Origin of the sequence: Carboxylicivirga marina (assembly GCF_016612505.1) — a bacterium.
Taxonomy (GTDB): Bacteria; Bacteroidota; Bacteroidia; order Bacteroidales; family Marinilabiliaceae; genus Carboxylicivirga; species Carboxylicivirga marina.
This window is the reverse complement of the sequence record NZ_JAENRR010000006.1, coordinates 149981-169897: the sequence shown is the minus strand read 5'-3', so window position 1 is coordinate 169897 and position 19917 is coordinate 149981. Positions and strand designations below refer to the sequence as shown.

The window sequence follows — 19917 nt, the reverse complement described above, 5'->3', positions numbered from 1 at the left end:
CAGATGGGATGGTTTTTGGAAACATTTTTCTGACGTATACTACACTAAAAATGCTGCGTAATATGAGAACTGCACCCCATAATAGTTATAATGTGTATTTGTAGTTATGTACGTGTTGTTGATGTAAAATGCATATAACGAGATGTGTGTAAGTTTCATGTTCGTGTTAAAAAACAGACGAGTCGTCAAATATTTTAATGAGTTAATACATTATTATATTACTTTTGTCATGTTCTTTCGTAAGAATAAATTGTGATGTTGGAGGTAGGGTGAGTCAGTACTAACCTCGGAGTAACTAAAATGAATGATTAAAATGATGAAGATATTTTTTATAATTCTATTTTCTCTAGTGTTTTTTGGAGTTAAAGGTCAATGGTCAAGTGTAAATGATGGCGATTATGAAACTTCCACACCTTGGGGGGAAGCAGCTCCATCGATAAATCCACTCAACAATAGTGAAGTTGTGATAGAAGGAGATTCAGTGAAGTTAGATAATAGTCTAATAATAGGGGGGAATAACGCTTCGACGATTGATGTCAAGTTAGATGGTATTTTTGTTGTAACGGGAACTGTTGATATTTCGAAAGGTAATTTAATCATCAGAGATGGTGGTAAAGTTGAGATATTTGGTAGTTTGGCCGATGATGCAGGAGTATTAACTGTTGAATCTGGGGGTGTGTTGATTATCCATACAAACTTATCATTAACACAGAATAGTTCTTCACTTGATGGAGATGTCGTGGTATTAGGGAATGTTAGTCTTAAGAATACAGATATGTTAGGTTCTGCCAACTTAGTTGTTGGAGGTACATTGTCTTCACCAGGTGGTAATCTAAATGATATTACCGGAGATGTTTATCTTTTAGATCCTGACGCTAATCCAAATCCTCCTGCTCTGCCAAATGGAACTGAAAAGGATTTAACAGATTTAATAAACGATGGGGGCGATGATCCTGTTTTTAAAGATTTGGTGGATGACATTATGGATAGTCCAAACAATATTTATACTTGGGATGGCACAAGTGAATTTTGGGATGAAGATACAAACTGGAGTTCAAATGCTATGCCGGACACTATAAACAGTGTGGTTATACCCGATTCTACAACTGTTTCGAAGATTGCTAAGTCACATAGTTTAGGTATATATGTTATGTGGAATCTAACTCTGAAAAATAAGGCTAAGTTGATAATTCCAAGTGGAAGTAATGTTACAATATATGGTGATGTTGTTATTCCTTCTGATGCATCTTTGATAGTGGAAAGTTCAAACTCTGAACCAAGCTCCTTTATTGTCCATGGAAATATATCAGGTAACATCTCTTTCGAGTGGTCCTACACGCCATTGCATTGGTTCTTTATTGGACACCCTATTTCAAATCCGCAAATGAGTGTTTACAGGGGTATTTTAACGGATGTAACTAATCCGGACAATAAGTATGCTTTATACGATTATGCTGATGATGGCTCATTAATAAATAGAGCAAATACGCCTGCTGATTTTGAATTCAATCAGGATGCTACTTCATCTGAACGAATCAGAGGTTATCAATTAAAGGTGTTGAATGCTACAACCATTTCTCAAACAGGAATTCCTAATAATAATGATTTATACTCGAAACCAGTAATTGAAGGCTGGCAGATTATCGCCAATCCTTATCCAGCCTATTATCAAATACCTGCTGCGAGTACTGATTTTGAAGGAACAGAAAAGACGGTTTACGTATCAGATTCAAATACGAATGCAGATAAGGCCTTTTTAACATTCAATACAACAACAGGGGTTTATTCGCCAGATGATGGAGATTCTGGTACTTATGATTATCTTCAAGATGGTATTATAGCTCCTGGACAAGCTTTTTATATTGAAGGCACTACTGGTGTTGTTGGTGAATCGATTCACATGCGTAAATCAAATTTAGTACACGAACCAGTTGGAGAGAGTATCAGTTTGAAATCTACACCTAAAACGGCAGAAGAGAACATTCTTCGATTGAAGCTATCCAATGAACATGGTTTGACCGACGAAGCTGTGATAGCCATACTCCCTAATGGAGATGTAGCCTTGAATACACAGGATTCGAAACAGATGATGTATAGTGGCACAAGTTATTCATATATCTACTCTATAGTGGAAGATACAAAAGCCGTCATAAATGTTCTGCCTGAATCGTTGGATGATTATCAACAAACAATAGGTGTAAAAACGAAAGCAGGTGTTCAGGAGTTAAAAATAAATGGTATTGACAACTTGACAGGTAATTATGAGTTGGTGTTAGAAGATAAATTAACAGGTTCATTAACAACAATGAGCAATTCTACGGTTTATACCTTTACAGCTGAAGAAGGTGAAGATCACGAACGATTTGTACTGCATTTTAAATCATTGGAAACACAAGTGCCAACAGATATAGACGATGTAAGCGGCAGTAAAAATGCTGTTAAGATATATATTCAAGATAAATCTACCCTACAAGTTGACTGCGATTGGGAACTTCGTGAGAAAACCATTGAGGTATTTACCGTTTCAGGTTCACTTGTTCTTCGTGAAGCATTCGAAGGAGATAAATACAATGCACAGTTGAGTGTTCAGCCAGGTATTTACATTGTAAAGGTATCAGGAGGTGAGTATTTGTATCAACAAAAGGTATTTGTGAGATAAAAAAGCAAATAAAGATAAATAGAAAACAGCCCATTCGTGTATTTGAATGGGCTGTTTTTTTTGTAGTTACTTAATCTCAGATTCGTGTTAATAGGTGATTAAACTCAAAGTAAAGTCGGTTTAAATAGGAACTAAATACGAATTAAGTTCGAATGCAATTGAGTTTAACTTGACTTAAGTATGAATTGAATGTAACTTAATACTGACTTTAGAGAAACAAAGGTAAGGGCTTGTGAAGTCTTAAAATATTATTTATCTAACTAGTGATGATATGGCACGATACAATGTAAATGATGGTTCATCAGGGAGATTAGGGAATGTAATAATTTACCCGATGTACGGTAAAAGCTATATGCGCTCTTTGCCTAGTCAGTATAATGACAAGAAGTCGAAGAAACAACTGGCGCAACGACAAAAAATGCAATTGGTGAATGTTTTCTTAGGCCCTTTTAAGGATGTATTACGAATAACCTTTAAGAGCCAAGCTGTTGGGCGATCGGCTCATATGGCGGCGAAGTCCTATAATATGCTGAATGCCATTGGCAGTGAATATCCTGAACAATACATCGACTACACCAAAGCTATGGTGAGTCTGGGCTCAGTGCCACTGCCATCAGAGGCAAGTATAGTTCGTACAGATGAAGGGGTGTTATTTCAATGGAAACACGATGAGCAAGAGCACCCTTTGGATACTTTATTTGTAATTGCACAGGTGCGTGGGCAGAACAATGTAGAATACAAACAAACGGAAGCAGAAAGAAGGGACGAATCATACCTTTGGAAGATGGATTGTTACAGTAAGGAGCCATATGATATTTGGCTGGTCTTTCGCGATTATAAAGAGCGAGGTTTTAGTAATAGCAGGTGGCTGGAATTGCAATAAAGGGCATATGTATTGAAGAGTGGAAGTTGGAAAGGGGATGAGCCTTCAAAAGTCGATGGTTCCATGCATTTAAACTATGGTAAGTGAATGAACGCCTGTTGGGGCGATTTCTCTTTCAATCATAAAAGTCTTTAACTACGTTTAAAAGGAATGTGAGTTGAATTATTTTTCTGGAGTCTCCTTCTGATATCAGGCAGGTAACGGAATTATAATGCCCCTCTGCCAATAAAAAAAACGCCAGGCTTTTCAGCACTGGCGTAAATCTATAGTTTAGAGAGGTAATACCTTAATAGCTTCCTTAAATTCTTCTAATACCACCGGTTTTTTTAAAAAGGCTTTGGCACCATAGTATTCGCAGGCACTAACCGTTTCTTCCTCTGTATCTCCTGAAACAACCACAACCGGAATGCCCATCCACTCTTCCTCTAAATCTTCTAAAATTGAAAAGCCATCTTTATGTGGCATGTGTAAATCCAGTAATACAAGATCTGGTTGCTCAGATACTATCTTTCGCCAACCTTCAACTCCATCTTTAGCTTCCACTACATTAACATCATAGTTTTTAAGCATGCTTTTTAGAATTAAGCGGCTATCCGGTGCATCATCAACTATTAATATTTTTTTCACTGTTGTGTGTTTTTAGAGTTAGTTCCATTGTTATTAACGTAATTATAACGAAAATGTTTTACTTAAAATACTGATACACAGGCGTTGTGAGTTGTTGTTTCTTGGGTCGTATTGGTGTTTGTCAATAATATTGTACCGTTTATCATAGAAAATGCCACGTTAGTCACAGGCTGAGCAAGTTGAAATTGTGTAAAATTTTTTAAAGATTTTAATTTCATTCATCGACTTAAAACGACAGTTTGTCAAATTGACAAAAAATATTGCTATCGTATTAATTGTATAAGTGCCACATATAGACTGAGTCATAGTAGAGTGGGGAAATGCTGCGAAGTTAGTTGTCAATTGCGATTGGTTAGGCGAAAAGCAAGTGTATTTGTTTACGATTGATGGTCGAATGGTATCTAACTCTGAGTTTAAAGGAGATAGTTTTACCAATGATCTAAACTTGCAACCGGGTATTTATGTGGTTAAGGTAATGATAATCAATATGAACAGAAATTATTTGTAAAATAATACTTGTGATATGAACGAATAAAGCCTGATATGAAATCATCTATCAGGCTTTATTCGTTTTTTGTAGCGCGTACATTGTCAATAGTTTGTTAAGTTTAATAAAGACAAATGTTTGAGTCTTTAAGTGGTTTTGATTTAACTGACTGATGTTGTGTGCTATTGTAAATAGTCGAATGTCTATTTTCTAATAACCCGAGTTCGATATAAAATTTCTGGCTCAAATCACCTATAAATATTTACCTTTTATGTCGAAAGAAATCTTTTACAATTTCCTGGCACTCATCTTTCATTATTTCCGATTCAATAATTGTTTTTGGATGAAGAAGCGATGGTTGGCATCTCGCATATCCGCGTTTTTCATCACTGGCACCAAAGACGATGCGTTTAACCTGCGCCCAACTTAACGCGCCGGCACACATCACACAAGGTTCCAAAGTGACATAAAGCGTGCATTCACTCAGGTATTTGCCACCTAAAAACTCTGCGGCCGATGTGATGGCTAACATCTCAGCATGGGCAGTCACATCATTGAGCGTTTCTGTCAGGTTGTGGGCTCTCGCAATTATCTGGTTGTTACAAACCACAACGGCTCCTACCGGCACTTCATTTTTTTCTTTAGCTTTTTGAGCCTCCAGAAAAGCCTGTTTCATAAAATACTGGTCCGAAAAATTAATTTCACTCATTTACAACTCATTTTAAATTACTACAGATTAGAAGAGTGACAAAAGTCATGTATTTGCTATCAGTCACTAAAAATCTAAAAGCTAAAACACTTAACAGCTTTTTTGTGTCCTTTTTCTTACTATTTTCGCAAAGATAATTTTAAACGTCAATATCGTTGCATACATTTGCCAACTGGCAACGATAAATATGTAATTACAATGTACAGGACACATACGTGCGGAGAATTAAGAATTGAGCACATCAATCAATCGGTAACCCTTAGTGGTTGGGTGCAAAAGGTTAGAAACCTTGGAGGAATGACCTTCATCGATTTGAGAGACAGATATGGGATTACCCAATTAGTATTTAACGAAGAATCACACAAAGAGCTTTGCGAGAAAACCGCAGACCTTGGTCGTGAATTCGTTATTCAGGTTAAAGGGCAGGTTGCTGAACGAAGCAATAAAAATGCTAAAATAGCAACCGGTGATGTTGAAATTTTAGTGGAAGAGTTGAACGTTCTTAATTCTTCAGAATTGCCTCCTTTTACGATTGAAGATGAAACAGATGGTGGTGATGAGTTACGAATGAAGTATCGTTACCTCGATTTACGTCGTAATCCTGTACGTGAAAACCTGGTGTTACGTCATAAAATTGGTTTTGAGGTTCGTAATTATTTGAATTCACAAAACTTTATTGAAACAGAAACACCTGTTTTGATAAAATCGACACCTGAAGGAGCCCGTGACTTTATTGTACCTTCGCGTATGAACGAAGGGCAGTTTTACGCTTTACCGCAATCGCCACAGGTATTTAAGCAATTGTTGATGGTTAGTGGTTTTGACCGCTATTTCCAGATTGTAAAGTGCTTCCGTGATGAAGACCTTCGTGCCGATCGTCAGCCTGAGTTTACACAAATTGACTGTGAAATGTCGTTTGTGGAGCAGGAAGACATCCTGAACACATTTGAAGGGATGACGAAACACTTGTTTAAGGTTATTAAGAATGTTGATATCGATTATACATTCCCCCGTTTGTCATATGCCGATGCGATTAAATATTATGGCTCAGATAAGCCGGATACTCGCTTCGAAATGAAATTTATTGACCTTACAGATGATGTCAAAGATTCAGAGTTTAAGCTGTTCAACGAGGCTGAGTACGTAGGTGGTATTTGTGCTGAAGGATGTGCAACGTATACGCGTAAGCAATTGGATAAATTAACTGATTTTGTTAAAAAACCACAGATTGGTGCTGGCGGATTAATTTACATCAAATTCAATACTGATGGCTCGGTTAAATCATCTGTTGATAAGTTCTTCTCAGCTGAACAGTTAAAGGCCATTGGGTCTAAGTTCAATGCCAAAGAAGGTGATTTGGTATTGATTTTAGCTGGCGGTTTAAACAAAACATTAACGGCCTTATGTGAGCTTCGTCTTGAGATGGGTGAGCAAATGGGCTTACGTGATAAAAATAAATTCTCACCACTTTGGGTTGTTGACTTCCCATTGTTGGAGTGGGATGAAGATGCAAATCGTTTTCATGCAATGCATCACCCATTTACTTCACCAAAGGCAGAAGACATGGGTATGCTTGAGAGCGCACCAGGTGATGTGCGTGCCAATGCTTATGACTTGGTTATTAATGGTGTTGAAATCGGCGGTGGTTCGGTTCGTATCTTTAATGATGAGTTACAGCAAAAGATGTTTAAGTTACTTGGTTTTACCGAGGAAGAAGCAGAGAATCAGTTTGGTTTCTTAATGAATGCTTTTAAATATGGTGCGCCGCCTCATGGTGGTGTGGCATTTGGTTTCGACCGTTTGGTATCATTATTTGCAGGTTTGGATTCTATTCGTGACGTTATTGCATTCCCTAAAAACAATTCAGGACGTGATGTAATGATTGATTCGCCATCGCCAGTTGCCAATGAGCAGCTCGATGATTTAAGCATTGCACTTAATATGAAAGATAAAGAATAGTAAGATATACTTTAAGAAAAATGGGGCATCTGTTAAGGTGCCCCATTTTTTAATTTAATAAGTTTACGGATGTCATCTTTTTGAGCAAAATGCCAATAAAGATGACATCCTTTTTTTGTCTGGCTTCTTATATCTTTAGTCTGTTTTATTGTGTCCTTAAAAATTATAATACAAACTCTTCAGCGATGTTCTTACACCAAAATAAAAGTGTTGTGTATCCATTGTCTCCTGTTCGTTTTGAAGCTTTCTGATTCTTGCACCAGCCACAATGTTAAACATGTTACGGGGGTTAATTAAAAATGAAGCATTAACATCAGCATTGTAAACATCAGTTTCTAAGCCTTGACCAATGGTATGGTTGTAATCGTAAGGCCTCTGTGTATTGGGCATAAATACATCTTTTCCCCAACTTACGCCATCGCCATAATCTTTTCCGTAGCTTGTAGCCATTAATTCGGCCTTAAATAGCCAGCGATTTTTTCGGTATTTTAGTATGGCTAATCCTTCTCTGAAGTTAGCACCAAGAATATGGGCCATGGGTTGATTCATATGGCCGTAAGCATAAATAGTGGTATAATGCGAGTAGGTATATGGCCGCACCTGGTTATACTCAAGTTGTAAATCAAGTTTATCAATGCCAAATAAATCAAAAGTACGTGCTCCTAGCTGAAAACCATGTTTGTTAGCCCACCACTTTTCACCACTGCTTACTTCATCAAACTTAAACTCACCTAATACAAATTGCCCGTATAAAGTTAGCCACTTGGCTGCAATGTAGCGCGCATTAAGTCCCATTGTTACATTATCAGGCGAGCCCAAGTTATACTCCACAGGCCTGAAAAAGTTAACAGGGTTAAGGTAATGCATGTCAAAGCCCCGATGCCCCATTGTGTCTTGTTCGGCATAAACCACATTGGCGTAAAATCCTAAACTAAGTCGCTTGTTAATATTCCAGTCGAGGTATTGAAATACGCCATATTTTCCCGGGTAGCGGAAGTCAGTTTGATCTGCTACTTCGTCGTATTGCAGCATCTTGTTCCACATCACCATGTATTTAATATTCCAGAAATCAGCCGTTAGCTTTACATACGGATAACTGTAGGCGCCATCGGATAAAAGTAGAGAACGATGACCATCACCAATAAAATGCTTACCATTACCTAGCTGGAAATTAAAGTATTTGGCGAAGTTAAAAGCAATATATCCGGTAGCCTGGGCATAATCATGGCCATTGGTGCTAAAATCTTTTCGCTGTCCCTGACCAGGCATCATGTTGGTTTCTTGTGCAAATGCGTTGATGTAATTGGGAACGACAGCTTGATTTTCAACAAAGTCAGTATAAAAGTGCAAGTGTTTTCCAATATTACCTTTTATAAAAATACCTCGTGTATTGGTCCAGGTGTTAAGCCCTTCGTTATTTTCACGTCCTCCTTCAAAGTTAAAGATGGGGTTGACTACAATGTTAACATCACCTTTGTCAAGTTTAAATAAGTCATCATGAAAGATGCGTTTCCAAAAGTTCAGTTTGCCAGCTGGTATTCTTAAACCATCATATAATACCGAATCGGTATTAACAATGTTATTGAGCTGATCCATCCGATACTGCCTGATAGAGGTATGAAAGCCAGTGCCTGGTTTGTATACATAGCGTTCAAAAGGTGAGTAGTATGGGTCTTCGTAATGACTAATTGATTGCGACTTTGCCGCAACAGACAGGATAAATAATGTTGCAAGAACAATTGAACTCTTATACATGGATGAAATTAGTTTTTCTTAACGAATATACGATATACAAGCCATCTATACGCCTTGTGCAGTTCAAAGTTTCGGTAATCATTAAGTGAAATACTAAAAAGAAGACATAAAAAAGAGCTAAAAGCCGCCTCATCTCTCGTTATCCCTCAATGGCAATACTTTCACCAGGATCCTCGTACCCTTATTATAGCGAGGTGCTACAGCTTTTGGCTCCATAACTGAATTCGAAATCTCATCCGTGAGACAATATATAATTTAAGGCTTGAATGGCCATATGTCAACTTAATTACTGCTTTTTATAGGTAATTCTAACAAATTATTAACTTTTCAACAATTCGTTCGATCATAATATGTATAAATCATAAATTTGTCATTCATCCGATTTCAATTTATAGCAAATCACATCGACTACCTTTATATGAAGATTGTAAAAAGAGTTCTTGCTTATTTTTCTTTAACATTACTCACAATAGTGTTATCACTTATATTAGTAGCTGAACTGGCCGAAAATAAAGTGATTCAATTAACCTTGAGGAAAATAAACCAGGGAATTGATGCCGATATCACAATTGGAAATATTGATTTTTCGCTCATCAAAGATTTTCCAGACGCTATTGTTGAGCTAAATAATGTTGGGATTTATACCCAAACAGATACACTTGCTGAAGTAAAACGTATGTTTGTGTCGGTAGAAATGTATCCGCTTATTAATAGTGAATTTAATATTACCGAAATTTCCGTTGAAGGTGGTTTAGCTAATTACCGAATAGATAGCATTGGCCATTCTAATTTTGATGTTTTTTTAGTGGCAGATGAAGTGCCATCAGAAGACACCACGAGTAGCCAACTATACTTAAACCTTAAGCATCTGGAATTAATTAATCTGTTTTGTTCCTACCAGGATGTTACAAATGATATTAATGCCTGCCTGCATATTGATAATGCTTTAACAAGTGTGTATATCGATAGTGAAACGACAAAAGCTGAGCTTAAAGGCGTACTTAGAGCCAATAACTGTCAGTACCCAAGCAGTAATTTACATTTAATGGATGAAACAAAGCTAGATATAGATATTCTATACTTAGATGATGATATAACCATTAATGATGTATACATCGAAAGCGATGGCGCACAATTAAAAGCGAATGGTGAAATTAAGAATGACTCTGCTATATACATGGATCTTCGTGTTTCATCGTCATTATTTGATTTGCGAGAGTTACAAAAGTATATACCCGATAGCTTGCTACGAGCATGCGAACTACGTTATGTTTCAGGTGTTGCGAGTGTACAGGCCGATATTAAAGGACTATACAGCGACAGCGTTATGCCAAGAATTGATGCCTGGATGCAATTCAGAGATGGAGAAGTAGGCATTAGTGATTATCCGGCCGTGAATGATATTCAGTTCTCAGGTAAGTTTTCCAATGGCGAGTTAATGACTAATGCAAGTAGCTCGTTAATAGTCGATACACTGGCTTTTAAAGTGGGCAATAGTCATGCGTTCACCAGGGCAAGTATTAGAAATCTGGACAATATTCATTATTCGCTGTCGAGTAATTTGCATGTTGACTTAGAAGAGGTAAAATACCAATTACCCGATTCACTGGTTAATGATATGAGTGGTAATATTTGGCTTGAGGCTAAAACGAGTGGTGTTTTACCGCAACAATATAATGACCAATTTGCCGATTATGTATTGGGGCGTACTATGCTTAAGGTAAAAATAGATGATGTAAGTGTTGTGATGGATTCGGTATTAAATCTGCAACAAGCCAATGGACATTTAAAGTACCATAATCAACAATTTGCCTTGGGTGATTTTGAGGCTCAACTACCCGACTATAAGTTAAATATTAAAAATACAGGAGTAAAAGGTAGTTACAAAGGCAGTGTAAATAGCTTGAATACAATAGGTATTGATTTATCAGGTTTTGAGATTGAAACAGATAATAGTCGATTAATTGGCAAAGCAAGTGTTGCCAACCTAGAGCAACCAGTTTATAAAATAGATGCTAATGCCGATGTAGTGTTAGCTGATTTTCTGGCTTTTGCTCCTGATTCATTGATTGAAAACATGGATGGAAATATAAAAGCCTGGTTTTTAAGTGAAGGAAGTGTTCATCTTGACTCGGTAAGTGACAATGTAATGCAAGCGCTATTTAAGCGAAGTAATTTAATTGCCGACTTTGAGAATGTGAAACTGTCAATGCCTGATAATATTCTCAAATTAAATGATTTGGATGGGCAGTTACTTGTGTCAAACGACTCGATTCGATTGCTTAATATTAATGGTGATTTAAGTGGAATTGCGTTCAGAAGTGATTCAACCATCGTTGCTAATTTTTATGAAGGCTTTTGGTTAAATCAGCCCGATACCATTATGGTTGATGCCAATTGGCAACTGGGCGATATTGATTATGCCCTTTTTGAATCTCTACTGGTTGATGACACTGTTACATCTGAAAATGTGGGTGAATCAGAGCCTGCCCGTTATCGTTTTTCGGCCAAAGGGAAAATAACAGCCAAAAGCTTTTGGTATGGCAATGCCTTGTTAGAAAACTTAAGTACGTTGTATAATGTGTCGGACAGCCTTTACATTGCCGACCAAATTAAATTTGATGCTTTTAAGGGAAGTGCCAATAGTTCGGTTAGGTATGAGTTGGGTGAAGAAAGTGCTGAAGTTAAGTTTCATACTAACATATATAACATGGATATTAATCAGGTGCTTTATGACTTTGATGATTTTATGGAATATAGTGAGGAGGTATACATAAGTCATGAACAACTTAGCGGAAGGCTTAATGCAACAACCGATGGGAGTGTAAGTTTTATAAACGATTCTATTGATATGGAATCTATAAAAATGCGTGGAAATTATATGTTGGAAGATGGTCGATTGAAAGGTTATGATATCGCGGTTGAAATGGGGGAGTTATATAATATTGATGAGTTGGGTGATCTTCATTTTAAGACGATTGATACAAAAATGTTCGTTTACAAAGGTGCTGCATATGTACCATTAACAAACATTAAAAGTAATGCTTTAGATATCTCATTTTTTGGTATGCAACAATTTGATATGGATTGTGAATACTATTTAAGGCTTTATTTGAAAGAACTTTTGAGAAGAGGGAAAACAAATACTATTGTTAAAAAACAATCAAAAGAGAAGAAAGCAAAAGATTATGATGGTGGTACAAAAGGTATGATATCTATTTTCCCATATTATGAGATAAAAAATGGTATTTCAGATATGGGAACTCGTGGTAATAAGCACAAGGATAGAAGGACGATGAGAATGCGTGTTAAGATGCAGGAGACAGGTCTTAAGGTATCATTTAATCCGAATGACTTTAATTATGAAACCGGTGTTAAGTAAAGGAAAAAGGCAATATGTATTCAATTTATCATGGATTGTCATATTACTAATAGGAGCTTACTTTTTAAAAAGTAGATATAAGGCAGAAGTGCTGCCGGTTTTATCTAGTATGCCTAAAGTATATTATAATGATATTATAATTGGTGAGGATAATGCACCATTGCAGGTAATAATGTTTCATAACTATTATAGTGTAGGTGGGAGAAAGTTCTTTGATGAAGCTTATTCAGAAATGCTTGAAAAGTATATAAAAAGTGGAAAAATTCAATTTGTAATAAAGCTCATAGAACCAGGAGAACATCCGGATATGATGCTGGCTTTACAAACAGCCATTTGTCTTAATCAATTTGGGGTATGGGATACATTTCATGACGTAATAATTTTTAATCCGCTAGCAGTACATTCAGAAGAGTTTAAAAAACTTATTGATGAGTATATTAGTGTTAATTCTGACATCGCAGAATGTATCTTGACTAATGACATGTTTGATGATGTAATAAGAAATAACAATGACTATTACATGTTAAATACTAAAGTAAGTCCTACATTTGTAGTAAATAATAAATTACTTCAAGGATACAAAGGTGTTGATGAACTGTTTAATGTATTTGATTATGAACTAGATAATTATTGATGATATGAATAAGATATTTTTTTATTTGGCATTTCTTTTTGTGGGATTATTTGTTGCTACATCAGTAGGCTGTACTTCTGATCCAGAAGAGGTTTGTGAGCAATATGAAGCATGTGAGAATACTGCAACGACATGTTGTACAGATGAAACAAGTTGTTATTATGAATACAATGGAGTAGAATATCCTGATACGGAAAAAGGTTTAGAGGATTTGTTAGCTGCTATGTGCCCACAATCTTCGAAAGCTGAAATTAGGTCTATGAGGAGTGAGCTGAAATCTAAAACAAGTAAGCTTATCAACGAAGCTCGTCAGGCCGCTCTATGTAACTAATAGACATTATCAGATAAAAGAAAGACCTGTTGACTTGTATCAAGTTTGCAGGTCTTTTTTATGTATCCTTGAATTCAACGGAGGATTGCTTTAGCTCATTCCCAAAAGCGATACCAACCCCGACGCTGTAGTTTCTTAAGTTTTTTCAGCAAAGCTTCGCCTCGTAGGTCAACAGCGACAATAACACCTTCTTCATCGATTAAAAAGTTAGAAGGCACTTTTCTCACGCCGTATTGTTTGGCAACAGCATTTCGCCAGCCTTTGAGGTCACTTGTATGGTGGGGCCACACAAGTCCGTCATCTTTAATGGCTTTTTTCCAGGCATCATCTTTCATATCAAGCGAAACACTTAAAATGGTAAAGCCTTTTGCCTTATTAAAACGCACATTTTTATATTGCTGATAGGCTTCGACCAGGTGAGGATTTTCTTTGCGGCAAGGAGCGCACCACGATGCCCAAAAATCAACAAGTACAAGCTGACCTCTGAGTGATGATAATGAGAAGCTTTCACCATTAACAGATTGTTGCGTGAATTCAGGAACTGTATCTCCTACAGAAAGTTTCTGAGCAAAACTAAGTTGCACTAGGCATGTTAGTACTGCAATTGCTATGATGTATCTGATGTTCTTCATTGTTCCCAGGGGTTTAATAGCAACGAATATAATCAATATTAGCGAATTGTGATTGATAAGCAGTTTTGCTGGTTTTTTTTAATCGCAAGATAGTGACTCTTAAGTGCGCTAAATATATTCTGTAATTAGTTGTTTAACTTATTCCGCCGCCAATGATGATGTCTTTATCATATATAACAATGGATTGACCTGGAGTAATAGCCCAAACATCTTCATCAAAATCAATGCTTAACGATTGGCTATTAATACTAATTGTGCCCCAATAACCAGGTACACTATCCAGACCTCTAATTCGGATAAACACTTTTTGATCTTTCCAAAGTGAAGTATTATCTGTTAGTTGATAATTGGATAGAGTTACACTTGATGTATTTAATGTCTCGCGTGTTCCTACGATTAGTTCCTGATTTTTAGCATCAATTCTAACCACACATTTACCTTTGGCCACGCCTTCAATGCCTCTGCGCTGTCCAATGGTATAAAATGGGAAACCATCGTGCTTTCCAAGTATGGTATTGTGTTCATCCACCACATTACCTGAGGAGAAGGCCGGATGATTAGGATTTAATAGTTCTTTAAGGTATTCGCGATAATCAGTACCACTTAAGAAACACACACCCATGCTTTCCTTTTTGTCAGCAATGTCGGTATAGCCTAATTCACGTGCTAGCTGGCGTACCTCTTGTTTATGCAACTCACCTAGTGGAAACAGTGCTTTGCTAATGGTTGTCTGATTAAGGTTCCACAAGAAGTACGATTGGTCTTTATTGGGATCAATGCCTTTTTTTATGTAATAACGTCCATTAAGCTGCTCCTTTCTAACATAGTGGCCGGTAGCGATATAGTCACATTGATACTTTTCTGCAGCTTCCAACAGAAGTTTCCATTTTATGGTTTCATTGCATTTAATGCATGGATTGGGCGTTCGTCCATTGGTATATTCATCAATAAAATACTGGATAACCGTATTTTTGAATTGCGTTCGGCAATCAATCAGGTGGTGTTTGATATGACGTTCGTTGGCCAATTTATGGGCCGCAATAATGTTTGAGTCTGTTTCATCGGTGTGGGTTAAAAGTGTAGCGCCAATAACTTCATAACCTTGCTGCTGTAATAGTACAGCCGACATTGAGCTGTCCATGCCACCACTCATCCCTAGTAATATCCGCTTCTTTTCCATAATGTTAAAACTGGTGCTAAAATAGTAAAAGGCGACGATATATTTAGATTTGGGAGTATTCGCTCCCGTACTCTGGGAGCATACGTTGCATTGACCTGGGATCGTATGTCTATGAAGGCTGGGAGCTATCGATCCCGCCACCTGGGAGATTATACCAATTGTTGTTCAAGTTGAGCATTAAGCGAAACTTGGGGTTGCAATGGTAAATGCCGATATATCAAAGAAGAGACTTGGCCAAACGAAGTTTGAGATAAGGCTCATATCATATAATAATCGGTATTATTAATCAATACAACTACTTAATGTAGCAATGATATAAATACAAAAAATGCCCGTTAATCACTTTTGACCAACGGGCACAAGTATCACTATTATTTAGTGTCACTCTTCGATATTTTGTCTCACTTTATTTAAAAAGGTTTGCATGCCTTCAGAGTCTTTCTTGTCAATCAGCTCCAAAAGATGCTTCAGTTGAAAGCGAATGTTCTCAACCTGCTCATAAGTAAACGGGTTGAATAATATCTCCGTCAACAAATGGTCTTCTTCAGATAACAAGCCTTTTGCAATATTCATGTGCTTGTTAAAAGTTGTGCCCGGTGCTTTTTGGTGCTTCATACAGGCAGCGAATACTAATGAAGATGAGAATGGTATGGACAATGAATAGGCAATGGTTTCATCATGGTCATCAAAGCTGTATTCGTGGATGTTCAATCCCAAAGAGGCATAAAAGTCTTTGAAGAAAGCTTTCCCTAAATGATCGCTTTGCGTAATGATGATGGCGTGATGCATACTCAAATCCTTCAGATTGGCAAATGTAGGGCCAAACATAGGGTGAGTAGATACGTATCGCATGCCACTCTTTTCGTAAAAATCTTGCAGACCCGTTTTTACCGAAGCAATATCCGATAGGATACATTCTTTGGGTAAATAGGGTACAACTTCTTCAAAGGCCGGAAGCGTGTATTTTAAACTCACAGCATTTATAAGAAGCTCAGGACCAAACTCAGTAATTTCATCAAGCTTAGTGAGGCGTTGCGTATTAAAGACATATCGGAGGCGGGCAATGTCTTTGTCGAAAATAGCAACTTCGTGCTGAAGACATAGGGCATCGGTTAACCAAGTGCCCATTTTACCTGCTCCGAGAATTAGAATTTTCATGTTTTTTGTATCAAGTATCAAGACAAAAGATGCAAGACAAAAGAGTTTTTCACTCGTCTTTTGCCTTGGTCTTAGTGTCTCATGTCTAATCTTATTTTTTAGCCAATTCCTTATTCATCACCTTATTTTGTCGATTGATCGATTCTTCGTGAATATGCTCATATACCTTCACAACGAATTCAGGGCTGAGGCCAACATCTTCAGCCTGGCGACGACGGTTGTTCATCACTTCGTCATAACGTCGTGTTTGAAGAATCGTAATATTGTTTTCGTGCTTGTATTTACCAATGGCTTCCGATATTTTCATTCGCGACTTCAAAGTCTCAAGCAACTGCTTATCAATATTGTCAATCTTCTGGCGCAATTCATCAAGTGTTACGCGCGGTGTATCACCAATCGCTGAGCGTCGAACCACAAGATTTTCTTTGATTTCGCCCAAATGTTGAGGTGTTACCTGCTGGCTGGCATCACTCCATGCTTTTTCAGGACACATGTGAGATTCAATGATTAAGCCATTGAAGTTAAGGTCCATGGCTTCCTGTGAAAGGTCGGCAATCATTTCGCTCTTACCACCAATGTGGCTAGGGTCGGTGATGATTGGCAATTCAGGAATTCGGCGACGTAACTCAATAGGAATCTGCCACTCAGGATTATTACGGTATTGGCTTTTATCGTAGGTGCTAAAACCACGGTGAATGGCACCAATCATTTTTACGCCTGCACGATTAACACGTTCAATGGCACCAATCCACAGTTCCAAATCAGGGTTAACCGGATTTTTGATTAATACAGGCTTGTCTACGCCGGTTAATGCATCAGCTACTTCCTGCACTGCAAATGGATTCGCCGTAGTTCGTGCTCCAATCCAAAGCATATCAACACCGAATTTAAGCGCCTCATATACATGGTGAGCATTTGCTACTTCAACGGCTACAAACATGCCGGTTTCTTCTTTTACTTTCTTAAGCCAAGGTAAACCAACAGTTCCAACACCTTCGAATGCGCCAGGACGAGTTCGTGGTTTCCAAATACCGGCTCTGAATATTTTAACACCCTGAGCTGCTAACTGACGCGCAGTTTCAAGTGTTTGTTCTTCTGTTTCGGCACTACACGGTCCGGCAATTATTATCGGACGCTTCAGTTCTAAGCCTGGTAATGCAAGTGGTTGTAAGTCTAATTTATGTTCCATGGTTATTTAGTTTTTTAATGTTTTAATGCGTTGTTTTGCTTCCTGTAATACTGTTTGATTGGTGCACAAGCTAATGCGGATGTATTGTTTTCCTTTGTCGCCAAAGATGAATCCTGGTGTGATAAATACATCACATCCATATAAAATCTCATCTGACAATTCGCCGCTGTTTTTATATTGCTCAGGGATGCGCGCCCAAACAAACATGCCTGTTTGATTAAGGTCATAATCGCATTCGAGAAGATCCATTATTTCGTGCACTAACATACGTCGCTGCAAATATTCGGCATTGACAGTTTTGTACCAGTCTTTATCGAGTTCTAATGCTTTAACAGTAGCGAGTTGTAAGGGTTTAAACATGCCAGAGTCCATATTGCTTTTTACGCGTAATATGTATTGAATAAACTCAGGGTTCGAAACAGCCATGCCCACTCGCCATCCTGCCATGTTGTGCGATTTACTAAGTGAATTGAGTTCAATGGCAATGTCTTTTGCTCCTTCAATGTTCAAAATGCTTTTTTGCGAATCGTTTAAGATAAAACTGTAAGGATTATCATTTACAATTACAATGTTATGCTTTTTACCAAAGGCAATTATTTGCTCAAAGAACTTATTATCAGCATTGGCTCCTGTTGGCATATTGGGATAGTTAATCCACATCAACTTAACCTTGCTTAAATCCTGCTTTTCTAATTCATCCAGATTAGGTAACCAATTGTTATTTTCATCCAAATCGTAATGAATAAGATTGGCCTCTGCAATTTTGCTTACTGAGGCATAGGTTGGGTAGCCCGGATTAGGCACCAAAACGCCATCGCCGGGATTAACAAATGCCAGGGTGATGTGCATAATCCCTTCTTTTGAGCCCATTAGTGGTAATACCTCGTTGGCTGGGTTTATATCAACCTGATAGTATGTTTTATACCAACTAGTCATGGCTTCACGAAGCTCAGGAATGCCCACATAACTTTGGTAGCCATGGTTATTTTCAGCTGAGCTTTGCTTGTTCAGCTCTGCCAAAACTTCAGGTGCTGGCGGTAAATCCGGATTGCCAATCCCCATGTTGATAATTGGCTTACCTTCTTTTCGTAGCTTGTCAAGTTCCTTTAGTTTAATGGAGAAGTAGTATTCTTCTACCGTTCCAATTCTATTAGCTGGCTGTATATTGTTTGCTTGCATACTATAGTGAGTGTGTTGATTCAAGTTGTATATTGTTAACAGGGTAGGACTGCTTGCCTTTTGCGTATTCACCCAACGATTTGAGTTTGCTTGTGAGTGGCCTGATGGCATCCAACGATTGTAAATAGCGTTTGTAATCCGTAAAGGTTAAATCAACATAGAAAAGGTATTCCCATTCTTGTCCAACTATTGGTAAAGATTGAATTTTAGTCAGGTTGATACTGTAGAACGCCAGAATGGTTAATATTTTCGATAAGCTTCCTTCTTCGTGAGGAAGTGAAAAAACGATTGACGACTTGTTGACTTTATTTTGCTCCAACAATTCATCCACTTCAGTTTTCGCCTTATCGGTAATGACAAGAAAGCGAGTGAAGTTCTTTTTATTCGTTTCAATGTCCTTAGCCAAGGTTTCTAATTCATACATTTCTGCTGCTAATTCAGAAGCAATTGCACCTATGCCTTTTAATTGCTGGTCGGCAATACGCTTGGCACTTAACGCAGTATCTTCTGATTCAATAAGTTTTATGTGTGGGTAGTTTTTAAAGAAAGCTTCACACTGAGCTATTGCCATAGGATGCGAGTATACTTCCTTGATGTCTTCAATAGATTGTCCGGGTAAGGCCAAAAACTGGTGTTTGATGCGTAGTTTGTATTCGCCAATAATCACCAGATCACTATCTTTCAGCATCGTGTAGTTTGGTAACAAGCTTCCAACTAAGGTGTTTTCAATGGCAATGATGCCGTAACAGTCCCGGTCGTTTTTTAGGGTTTCAAATAGATCAGGAAAGGTAAGGCACGGCACGACATCTAAATTCTCATCTTCAAAATAAGCTTTAGCAGCTATTTCGTGATTTGCTCCTGGCCATCCCTGTATGGCTATTTTTTTATTTGATTGGTTCATGGTTGAAATTTATGGTCATAAAAAAACCCGCCTTATTGAGGCGGGTTTTAAAAATTTATATCGTTTCGTTTAAATCATAGAATGCCCACCTCTTTAACTGTTGCTAAAAAAGAAATAATAAAAGTTATAAAAGAAAATGTGAGCCATCATTGTTTTGTTTATACGTTGCAAATGTATGAATATATTTGCAAATGCAAAATTGTGAGTAATGTTTTTAAAGAAAAAATAATTTGAAAGTGAATGGTGATGTTA

16 protein-coding genes are annotated in these 19917 nt (G+C 37.5%); 7 read left to right on the top strand and 9 right to left on the bottom strand.

The window, feature by feature from the left end; all coding sequences use genetic code 11:
* Positions 1-313: 313 nt before the first annotated feature.
* Together JIV24_RS04190 and JIV24_RS04185 are read left to right on the top strand one after the other, a co-directional pair.
* A complete protein-coding gene (locus JIV24_RS04190) occupies positions 314-2659 on the top strand; it encodes a T9SS type A sorting domain-containing protein (RefSeq protein WP_200463757.1) in 2346 nt (781 codons plus the stop codon).
* A gap of 271 nt (positions 2660-2930) precedes the next feature.
* On the top strand, positions 2931-3542 hold the full coding sequence (locus JIV24_RS04185) for a DUF6266 family protein (RefSeq protein WP_200463756.1): 612 nt from the start codon (positions 2931-2933) through the stop codon (positions 3540-3542).
* A gap of 270 nt (positions 3543-3812) precedes the next feature.
* On the opposite strand, the gene JIV24_RS04180 is transcribed toward JIV24_RS04185, so the two are convergent.
* Positions 3813-4169, bottom strand: coding sequence for a response regulator (locus JIV24_RS04180; protein ID WP_200463755.1), 357 nt, complete (start codon positions 4167-4169; stop codon positions 3813-3815).
* 367 nt (positions 4170-4536) lie between these two features.
* On the opposite strand from JIV24_RS04180, the gene JIV24_RS22845 reads away from it, so the two are divergent.
* Positions 4537-4677 (top strand): T9SS type A sorting domain-containing protein, encoded by a 141-nt coding sequence (locus tag JIV24_RS22845; protein ID WP_353890329.1) that lies wholly within the window; start codon positions 4537-4539, stop codon positions 4675-4677.
* 241 nt (positions 4678-4918) lie between these two features.
* Here the strand turns inward: JIV24_RS22845 and JIV24_RS04170 are convergent, their stop codons facing one another.
* On the bottom strand, positions 4919-5365 hold the full coding sequence (locus tag JIV24_RS04170) for a nucleoside deaminase (protein ID WP_234445701.1): 447 nt from the start codon (positions 5363-5365) through the stop codon (positions 4919-4921).
* A 198-nt stretch (positions 5366-5563) separates the two neighbouring features.
* Between JIV24_RS04170 and aspS the strand changes: the two genes are divergently transcribed.
* Complete coding sequence (gene aspS / locus JIV24_RS04165) at positions 5564-7324, top strand: aspartate--tRNA ligase (protein ID WP_200463753.1); 1761 nt, start codon at positions 5564-5566, stop codon at positions 7322-7324.
* A gap of 156 nt (positions 7325-7480) precedes the next feature.
* Here aspS and JIV24_RS04160 read toward each other — a convergent pair whose 3' ends face one another.
* Positions 7481-9079 (bottom strand): hypothetical protein, encoded by a 1599-nt coding sequence (locus tag JIV24_RS04160; protein WP_200463752.1) that lies wholly within the window; start codon positions 9077-9079, stop codon positions 7481-7483.
* A 418-nt stretch (positions 9080-9497) separates the two neighbouring features.
* Between JIV24_RS04160 and JIV24_RS04155 the strand changes: the two genes are divergently transcribed.
* Genes JIV24_RS04155 through JIV24_RS04145 form a run of 3 tightly spaced genes read left to right on the top strand, consistent with a single transcriptional unit; the run spans position 9498 to position 13426 of the window.
* Positions 9498-12461: an AsmA-like C-terminal region-containing protein gene (locus tag JIV24_RS04155; RefSeq protein ID WP_200463751.1), complete on the top strand. Its 2964-nt coding sequence runs from the start codon at positions 9498-9500 to the stop codon at positions 12459-12461.
* Entirely contained in the window at positions 12442-13095 is a 654-nt protein-coding gene (locus JIV24_RS04150) for a thioredoxin domain-containing protein (RefSeq protein WP_200463750.1), read from the top strand. Before JIV24_RS04155 ends, JIV24_RS04150 begins: the two co-directional genes overlap by 20 nt.
* A 4-nt stretch (positions 13096-13099) precedes the next feature.
* The gene (locus JIV24_RS04145; RefSeq protein WP_200463749.1) at positions 13100-13426 is read left to right on the top strand and encodes a hypothetical protein; all 327 of its coding nucleotides are present in this window, start codon (positions 13100-13102) and stop codon (positions 13424-13426) included.
* A gap of 95 nt (positions 13427-13521) precedes the next feature.
* Here the strand turns inward: JIV24_RS04145 and JIV24_RS04140 are convergent, their stop codons facing one another.
* The 6 genes from JIV24_RS04140 to JIV24_RS04115 form a co-directional block, all read right to left on the bottom strand.
* Complete coding sequence (locus JIV24_RS04140; protein WP_200463748.1) at positions 13522-14058, bottom strand: peroxiredoxin family protein; 537 nt, start codon at positions 14056-14058, stop codon at positions 13522-13524.
* 133 nt (positions 14059-14191) lie between these two features.
* Positions 14192-15238 carry a tRNA 2-thiouridine(34) synthase MnmA gene (mnmA, locus tag JIV24_RS04135; protein ID WP_200463747.1) on the bottom strand — a complete coding sequence of 349 codons (1047 nt, stop codon included), beginning with the start codon at positions 15236-15238 and terminating at the stop codon, positions 14192-14194.
* A 381-nt stretch (positions 15239-15619) separates the two neighbouring features.
* On the bottom strand, positions 15620-16396 hold the full coding sequence (locus JIV24_RS04130) for a prephenate dehydrogenase/arogenate dehydrogenase family protein (protein WP_200463746.1): 777 nt from the start codon (positions 16394-16396) through the stop codon (positions 15620-15622).
* A gap of 91 nt (positions 16397-16487) precedes the next feature.
* The gene (locus JIV24_RS04125; protein WP_200463745.1) at positions 16488-17585 is read right to left on the bottom strand and encodes a bifunctional 3-deoxy-7-phosphoheptulonate synthase/chorismate mutase type II; all 1098 of its coding nucleotides are present in this window, start codon (positions 17583-17585) and stop codon (positions 16488-16490) included.
* Between the two features lie 6 nt (positions 17586-17591).
* Positions 17592-18764, bottom strand: a complete 1173-nt coding sequence (locus JIV24_RS04120; protein ID WP_200463744.1) for a pyridoxal phosphate-dependent aminotransferase — start codon at positions 18762-18764, stop codon at positions 17592-17594.
* Between the two features lies 1 nt (position 18765).
* A complete protein-coding gene (locus tag JIV24_RS04115; protein WP_200463743.1) occupies positions 18766-19665 on the bottom strand; it encodes a prephenate dehydratase in 900 nt (299 codons plus the stop codon).
* Between the last annotated feature and the right edge of the window lie 252 nt (positions 19666-19917).